Genomic DNA, 6,919 nt, shown 5'->3' with positions numbered 1-6,919 from the left:
GCCTCCTCATCACGCCCGGTCCACCGATTACGGTGCGAATGGCACTCTCGTGGAGAACCACCAGCAGCATCGGCCCATCGCTAGCCAGGAAGCGTTCCTGCCTGCCCAGCCGAGTTGCAACCTTCTCGGCTAGCCGCTCCGGGATGTTGCGCGCGTCCCCGAGGCTCAAGATCGCGCGAGCATAGTCCTCACACTGAAGCAGACCGTTGATCCGGTTGTACTGGATCGCCCGGATCGCTGCGACCTCCTCTTCCAGCTCCACGTACTTCTGGAACCAGTCCGGGTGCTCGATGTCCGCGTGCCAGTCCACCCGCTCCCACAGCCGAACCAGCAGGCCACCCATGGCGAGCACGGCGTCAGCTCGCTCCACGGTGCCCCGATCCATCGGCCTCTTGCCGCCCTCCCACCGAGTGATCACCGTCCGGTGGCAGTGCAGGAGCCTGCCCAAGTCTTCCTGCGTGTAGCCAGCCTGCTCGCGTGCGAAACGGAGCGCTTCGCCGAACATCACCGCCGGGCTCGACGTGAGCCCGCTCTCCAGTCGCCGATGTGCCATCCCCATCCCCCTCAGGTGCTGCGGTTCCCCACACGTCGATTTGGTCGCCACCGTAACTCCGACACCCCGATGATTGATACCTGAGAGCGATCTTTTGCGTGCATAGCGTTACGTCACACTCCCTTCGCACGCCCCCATCCGCCCCCTGAGGTGCCCCGCCATGCTCAAAATCCGTACCGCGTCCCGCCCCCGCACGTTCGCCGCGCGCCTGGACTCCCGCACGGAATCCACCCCCGTCGCCCGGCAGTTGCTCCGCGCCTACCTCGCCGCGCTCCCCACCGGCGACCGCTACTCGGACGTCGCCGAACTCCTCCTCGGCGAACTCTTCGCCAACGCCGTCCAGCACACCGACGCCCCCACCGACCGCCTCATCGAGATCCGCTTCTCCCTCACCGCCGACCGCCTGCGCCTCGAAGTCCACGACGCCGGCACCGGCCGCCCCTCCCTCCACACCCCCACGCCCGAGGACGAACACGGACGCGGCGTCCTCCTCATCAACGAACTCGCCGAGAAGTGGGGCTGCTGCCCCCGCGCCGGCGGCGTCGGCAAGTTCGTCTGGGCCCTGATCGCCCCCACGTCCTCCCCCACGTCCACCCTCCTCACCGTCTGAACAGGTGCCCACCATGCGACTCCCCCTCACCGCCCGCCACCTGTTCGACACCGGCTCCACCCCCGCCGACACCTACGCCACCCTCGCCCGCCGCACCCGCGAGCCCCTGCGATCAGCCCGCGCCGTCTGCACCGCCCTCGGCATCCCCGCCGCCGAAACCCAACGCCGCCTCGACGACTGCTACGACGCCCTCCTCGCCAACCCCCGCCCCGGCACAGAGAACGACACCGGCGAACTCCTCGAAGCCCTCGGCGTCTTCGACATCCCCAAAACCCCCGACGACCGCGACCTCGCCGTCATCGACCTCTTCCTCACCGCCATCGACGCCCACGGCAGCATCCGCGCCGGCCACCAACACGGCCTCACCCGCTGGTTCACCACCGGCAACCTCACCACCGCCTACCTCTCCCTCACCGCCACCCAACCCCACCCCACCACCGGCGACCCCACCCACTACTGGACCACCCTCACCACCGCCGGCGAACTCCTCACCACCACCCCCAACCCCGACCCCCGCCTTAAACCCGCCCTCACCCACTGCCGCACCCGCGCCAAGGCCGCCACGCCATGCTGACGCGCCGCCCCAACACCCTCGACCCGCCAGCGCGTTACAGGAGCATCGGGCGTCGAACAGGCCGATCTCCGCCGTCCGTCCCGGCGCGGCCCCGCAACACACCGGACACACCGGACACACCGACACACCGAAACGGAGACGCCAGATGGCACACACCCTCGCCCCGCCGTGGGGCACGACCAGGATGCGCCCCTTCCCGGAGACCACCACGGTCCCCTCGGGCACCCCCGTCATCGACCCCGACACGCAGATCGCCGTGATCGTGGACGGCAGCGGCCGCACGGTCGAGTTCGGCGCTCACGGCACCAGCACCAGCGGCCTCACGCCCACCACGACCAGGCCCGGTGACGGGGCCGGACCGGGCGGGTCCACCGACTCGGACACCACCGAGTCCTACGACCAGGACCAGAGCGCCGGCTGATGACCCACCAACGCGGGTCGGTGCTGGTGCTGACCAACCCTCACGACGTGACCACCGACGTGGTCCTGCGCATCCTCGCGCAGCGCCGCGTTCGCGTGCTTCGCCTCGACCCCGGCACCGACCTGCACACGGGTGCCTCGCTGACCGCCGCGTACCGCACGGGCGGCCGGCGGGGCACCCTGCGCACCCCGAGCCGGGAACTCGACCTGACCCACGTGCGCTCGGTCTGGGTCCGACGTCCCTCCCCTTACGAGGGACCGCCCGAACTGCACGGCCAGGACCGGCGCTTCGCCGCCACGCAGTCCCTGTGGGGTGCCGGGGGCATCCTCGCCTCCCTTCCGGGGGCGCACTACGTCAACCACCCCTGGCACAATCGGGCCGCGGAGTACAAACCGGCGCAACTGGCCAGCGCGCAGCGGCTCGGGTTCACGCTCCCGGACACCCTGATCACGAACGACCCGGCGGAGGCGCGCGCCTTTGCTGCCCAGCACACCGACGGGGTCGTCTACAAACCGCTGTGGAACACGTCGTACACCGTGAACGGAACGCCCCGGACGGTGTGGGTGCGGGAGGTGGAACCCCGCGAGATCACCGACGCGGTCGCCGTCTGCCCCCACCTGTTCCAGGCCACGGTGGTGAAGGCGTTCGACGCCCGGGTGACGGCCGTCGGCGACCGGCTGTTCGGGCTCCGGATCGCCAGCCCGGACCTCGACTGGCGGCGCCGGCAGAACCTGATGTCCTGCACGCCGGTCACGGTCCCCCCGCCCGTCGCGCGGTCCATCGCCGGCTACCTCGCCGACTTCCGCCTCGTGTACGGCGCATTCGACTTCGCCGTGACACCCGACGGCTCCTGGCAGTTCCTGGAGTGCAACCCGAACGGCCAATGGGCCTGGCAACCCGAGCAGGTGACGAACGCCATCGCCCAGGCCATCGCCAACCAGCTAGAGAAGGGACCCAACCCGTGAACCAGTCCACCGAGTTGCGCGCAGCCCTCGTCGACCGGCTCGCCTCGGACGGTGCGCTCACCGACCCGGCGTGGCGCGAGGCCGCCGAGGCCGTCCCGCGCGAGGCCTTCGCGGGCGCCTACTTCGAGGCCGTACCGGGCAGTTCACCGACCGGCTACCGGGCGGTGCTCGACACCTCGCCCGGGTGGCTCGCCGGGATCTACACCGACCGGACGTTGATCACCCAGCTGGACGGCCGGACCCGCCCCCGCGACGTCGACGGCGCCCCGGTCCCCGGCTCGCCCACCTCCTCGTCCACCCTCCCCTCCCTCGTCCTGCGCATGTGGCACCAGCTCGACACCAGGGCCGGGCACCGTGTCCTGGAGGTCGGCACCGGCACCGGCTATTCGACCGCCCTCGGCGCGCACCGCCTCGGGGACACCCACCTCACCAGCATCGAATACGACCCGGTGGTGGCCGAGGCCGCCGCATCCGCGCTCAAGGCCACCGGCTACGCCCCCCGGCTGATCGTCGGCGACGGCCTTCGGGGAGACCCCGACGGCGGCGACTACGACCGGCTCATCGCCACCTGCGCGGTCCGCCACCTCCCCCTGCCCTGGCTGCACCAGGTGAAGCCCGGCGGCAAGATCCTCGTCACGCTCTCCGGCTGGAGCTACGCCTCCGGCCTCGCCCTGCTCACCGTCACCGGCCCCGGCAGCGCCACCGGCCGGTTCCTGCCCGGCCACACCAGCTTCATGATCGCCCGCCCGCACGACCGGCCGCCCCGCCCGAGCCTGGCCCTGCTGCCCGGCGCCGAGCGGCCGACCCGCATCGACCCCGCGGTCATCGGCACCTGGACCGGCAGCTGGATCGCCCAACTCGCCGCCCCCTCCGCCGAACGCATGGGCGCGGACGGCCACCAGATCCTCTCCGACGTAGCCACCGGCTCCCAGGCCCGGACCACGCCGGACCCCGACGGCGGCGGATGGACCGTGGTCCAACGCGGCCCACTGCCCCTCTGGGACCGGGTCGAACAGGCCGTCGAGACCTGGCGGGCAGCCGGCGAACCCCACCAGGAGGAGTTCGGCATCACCGTCTCCCCCTCCGGGCAGCGCGTCTGGATCGGCAGCGAGACCGGGCCGGGCTGGGACCTGCCGATCTGAACCCGGCCCCAGCAGCACGCTGACCAGCCCGCCACGCCGATCAGCCGGCGCCTGGCGGCCGACGGCGCCTCTACGATCCGAGGCACGTACCACCTGCGGCACGGATGCAGCAGTCCACTGCCGAAGTTGGCCGCTCCCGGAGACCAGCTGACTGTCCACCAGGAGCGGCCATGACCCTCACCGTGCCGTGGAACCCGACCGCGCTCGCCGAGTTGCGCGATTGCCTGGACCTGATGACCGCCGACACCACCGTCCCCGGCGGCGTCATCGCCCACGGCACCCACGACACCGAGCCCGGCTACCTGGCCTCCGGCGTCGTCGCCCCCGAGTGCGGCGACGCCCGACCGGGCCCGGACACGGTGTACGACGTGGCGTCGCTGACGAAGGTGCTGGCCACCTGGCCGCTGGGTTTCAGTGGCGGTCGCTGAGGCTGGTGACCAAGGCGGCCAGTCGGTCCATCGCGTGGGCCACACCGAGCCCGTCCATGTAGTCGCGGACGTGCACGATCCGGCCGTTGCGGACCCGGATCACCAGGAGGCCGGGAATGCTGAAGGTCCGGCCGGTTGTGGTCACGGTCCCGGTGACGACCTGCTCGACGGTGATCACCTCGGGGTCGGTGCTCTCGTGTACGGCGACTTCGCGGATCTCCTGCGGTTGCGCCGGGCTGGCACCCCAGGCCGCTCGGTAGCCCGCGCGGACCTCTTCGCGTCCCTCATAGCGCGCCGGCATACCGGGGGAGAGGAACGGGAACTCGTGGACGGCGTCGACCGTGTAGAGATCGGCCAGGTCGTCCGCGGACTTGTCGAGCATCGCCCGCTGGTAGCGGGCCAGGACCTCACGAGGGCCGGGGCTGGCGGAGGTTATATCCGACATGGCGCTTGGGCTCCGTTCGGTCACCACGCGGCCGAGCTCTTTCGGGCGATGGGCCGGGACTTCGGGTGTGCGGATGTGGCCATGGCCTCCAAGATCCGCTTGTGACACCCGACTTGGAGGCCCGCTTGACCGCACCTTACGTGAAGGTCGACGACGGGATCGGAGGAACATGATGGATGGGACGACCACCCCGGGCGGGCGCCGGGCGGGAACTCACTCGCGCGCGGGCATGTCGGGGTCTACTGGTGACCCAAGAACCTTTTTTCACCGATCAGTTGGGGGATCCCTGTGTTCCGCAGCAGCGAGCCGCGCAAGTTCCACATCCCCACCGACCGCGAGACCGCCGAGGAGTGGGGCGGGCGGATCGCCGTCCTGCGCGACGCGCCGCCCGAGTGGTTCGTCCTCCTCGGGCGGATGGGCAGCGACGGCTACCTCTGCCACGTCGATCTGAACTACCACCTGAAACGCGAGCTCATCGCGATCGTCCAGACCTCCCGGCCCGTCCCCGACGGCTTCCGGGTGAAGTCCCTGACCACCCCCGGATCACAGCTCTTCAACTTCCTCGGCAACTCCGGCCGCATCGACCCGCGCCACCACCTGGGCCCGCTCGACCCCGAATCCATCAGCGCCGGCGAGATCCGCCTGGACGGCGAGCCCGTCCCCGTCGAGATCCACCACAGCCACGGCTGCCGCAGCGCCCTGATCCCCCGCCTCCCCGGTCAGGAGGGCTACGTGATCGTCACCGCACCCGACGAGCACTGGACGTCCGTCCTCGATCTGCTCCTTCAGCCCCCGTCGGCGTTCTGACGCTGCCTCAACACATCACCCCAAGGTGGGGTTTGGCTCAATGAACCCCACCTTCCGTGCCGAGAAGCGAACGGGGTGGCGGCGCTGAGGGCTGCCACCCCGCCGACCTTTCGACACCCAGAGGGATTACGCGGGCGGGATCGGACCGAGGAAGGTGCCGCCGGAGGCGTCGATGGTCTGGCCGGTCACCCAGCGGCCCTGCGGGCCCGCCAGGAAGCCCACCACGTCCGCGACGTCCTCCGGCTGGCCGATCCGGCCGAGTGCGGTGATCGATTCGAGCCCGGCCATCGCCTCGGGGACGCCCGTCCACTGGGACGTCATGTCGGTGAGGATCACGCCGGGGTTGACGGTGTTCACGGTGATCCCGCGCCGGCCGAGCTCGTTGGCGAGCGGTGCGGCGAGGGCCACCAGCGCCGTCTTGCTGACGGTGTAGCCGATCTGCACCGGGGAGCCGATCCGGGTGGCCGCCGAGGCCACGTTGACGATCCGCCCGCCGTCCCGCAGCAGCGGAATCGCCCGCTGGATCACGAAGATCGGCGTGCGCACGTTGATCGCCATCAACCGGTCGAACTCCTCCTCCGTGAGCTGCCCGATCGACCCGGCCAGGTGGATGCCCGCGTTGTTGACCAGGATGTCCAGGCCTGCCCCGCCGTCCCCACCGGGCTCGCCGTGCTCCGCCAGCCCGGCGGCGAGGCCCTCGAACAGCTGGTCCAGCGCGCCGTTCTCGCCGAACCGGGCCCGCACCGCGAACGCCCGGCCGCCTGCCTTGGCGATCAGCTCCACGGTCTCCGCGGCGGCCGCCTCGTTGCCGCCGTAGTGGACCGCGACCAGCGCCCCGTCGGCGGCGAGCCGCTGTGCCACCGCCCGCCCGATCCCGCGCGAGCCGCCCGTCACCAGTGCCGTCCTGCCGTCCAGTTCGCCCACGATCGCCTCTTTCCTCGTGCCGCCCCCGGTCGGATCCGGGGCCGGTCTCC

Annotated in this window: 10 protein-coding genes; 7 read left to right on the top strand and 3 right to left on the bottom strand. The window is 71.2% G+C overall.

Translation table 11 applies throughout. The annotated features are described in order from the left end of the window. On the bottom strand, window positions 1-604 hold a 604-nt coding region (locus AB0O82_RS35475), incomplete at its 3' end, for a Scr1 family TA system antitoxin-like transcriptional regulator (RefSeq protein ID WP_363588648.1). Window positions 605-713: 109 nt separating this feature from the next. Here AB0O82_RS35475 and AB0O82_RS35470 point away from each other — a divergent pair. From AB0O82_RS35470 to AB0O82_RS35445, 6 genes are all read left to right on the top strand, one after another. Beyond that, window positions 714-1,163 (top strand): ATP-binding protein, encoded by a 450-nt coding sequence (locus AB0O82_RS35470; protein ID WP_363588646.1) that lies wholly within the window; start codon window positions 714-716, stop codon window positions 1,161-1,163. Window positions 1,164-1,176: 13 nt separating this feature from the next. Then, entirely contained in the window at window positions 1,177-1,737 is a 561-nt protein-coding gene (locus AB0O82_RS35465; protein WP_363588644.1) for a hypothetical protein, read from the top strand. A gap of 145 nt (window positions 1,738-1,882) precedes the next feature. Then, a complete protein-coding gene (gene tgmA / locus AB0O82_RS35460; RefSeq protein WP_363588642.1) occupies window positions 1,883-2,158 on the top strand; it encodes a putative ATP-grasp-modified RiPP in 276 nt (91 codons plus the stop codon). Then, the gene (gene tgmB / locus AB0O82_RS35455) at window positions 2,158-3,123 is read left to right on the top strand and encodes an ATP-grasp ribosomal peptide maturase (RefSeq protein WP_363588640.1); all 966 of its coding nucleotides are present in this window, start codon (window positions 2,158-2,160) and stop codon (window positions 3,121-3,123) included. The genes tgmA and tgmB overlap by 1 nt, the downstream gene beginning before the upstream one ends. Next, window positions 3,120-4,265 carry an ATP-grasp peptide maturase system methyltransferase gene (gene tgmC, locus AB0O82_RS35450; RefSeq protein ID WP_363588638.1) on the top strand — a complete coding sequence of 382 codons (1,146 nt, stop codon included), beginning with the start codon at window positions 3,120-3,122 and terminating at the stop codon, window positions 4,263-4,265. Before tgmB ends, tgmC begins: the two co-directional genes overlap by 4 nt. A 170-nt stretch (window positions 4,266-4,435) precedes the next feature. Next, window positions 4,436-4,693 (top strand): hypothetical protein, encoded by a 258-nt coding sequence (locus tag AB0O82_RS35445; RefSeq protein WP_363588636.1) that lies wholly within the window; start codon window positions 4,436-4,438, stop codon window positions 4,691-4,693. Here AB0O82_RS35445 and AB0O82_RS35440 read toward each other — a convergent pair. Continuing rightward, window positions 4,677-5,138: a nuclear transport factor 2 family protein gene (locus AB0O82_RS35440; protein ID WP_363588635.1), complete on the bottom strand. Its 462-nt coding sequence runs from the start codon at window positions 5,136-5,138 to the stop codon at window positions 4,677-4,679. The two genes, AB0O82_RS35445 and AB0O82_RS35440, sit on opposite strands and share 17 nt — an antisense overlap. 288 nt (window positions 5,139-5,426) lie before the next feature. Here AB0O82_RS35440 and AB0O82_RS35435 point away from each other — a divergent pair, with 288 nt between their 5' ends. Next, window positions 5,427-5,945, top strand: a complete 519-nt coding sequence (locus AB0O82_RS35435; RefSeq protein WP_363588633.1) for a hypothetical protein — start codon at window positions 5,427-5,429, stop codon at window positions 5,943-5,945. Window positions 5,946-6,071: 126 nt separating this feature from the next. Here AB0O82_RS35435 and AB0O82_RS35430 read toward each other — a convergent pair whose 3' ends face one another. Next, the gene (locus AB0O82_RS35430) at window positions 6,072-6,869 is read right to left on the bottom strand and encodes an SDR family oxidoreductase (protein ID WP_363588631.1); all 798 of its coding nucleotides are present in this window, start codon (window positions 6,867-6,869) and stop codon (window positions 6,072-6,074) included. Between the last annotated feature and the right edge of the window lie 50 nt (window positions 6,870-6,919).

The sequence above is a fragment of the Kitasatospora sp. NPDC088264 genome, from assembly GCF_040685715.1.
Classification (GTDB): domain Bacteria; phylum Actinomycetota; class Actinomycetes; order Streptomycetales; family Streptomycetaceae; genus Kitasatospora.
Note: the sequence above shows the minus strand (reverse complement) of the source record. Positions and strands in the feature narration are given on the sequence as shown.

Excerpts from the sequence above, each read along its gene's own strand:
- tgmB (WP_363588640.1), top strand. The coding sequence starts at position 2,158 with ATGACCCACCAACGCGGGTCGGTGCTGGTGCTGACCAACCCTCACGAC.
- AB0O82_RS35445 (WP_363588636.1), top strand. The coding sequence starts at position 4,436 with ATGACCCTCACCGTGCCGTGGAACCCGACCGCGCTCGCCGAGTTGCGC.
- AB0O82_RS35470 (WP_363588646.1), top strand. The coding sequence starts at position 714 with ATGCTCAAAATCCGTACCGCGTCCCGCCCCCGCACGTTCGCCGCGCGC.
- tgmA (WP_363588642.1), top strand. The coding sequence starts at position 1,883 with ATGGCACACACCCTCGCCCCGCCGTGGGGCACGACCAGGATGCGCCCC.
- AB0O82_RS35440 (WP_363588635.1), bottom strand. The coding sequence starts at position 5,138 with ATGTCGGATATAACCTCCGCCAGCCCCGGCCCTCGTGAGGTCCTGGCC.
- AB0O82_RS35465 (WP_363588644.1), top strand. The coding sequence starts at position 1,177 with ATGCGACTCCCCCTCACCGCCCGCCACCTGTTCGACACCGGCTCCACC.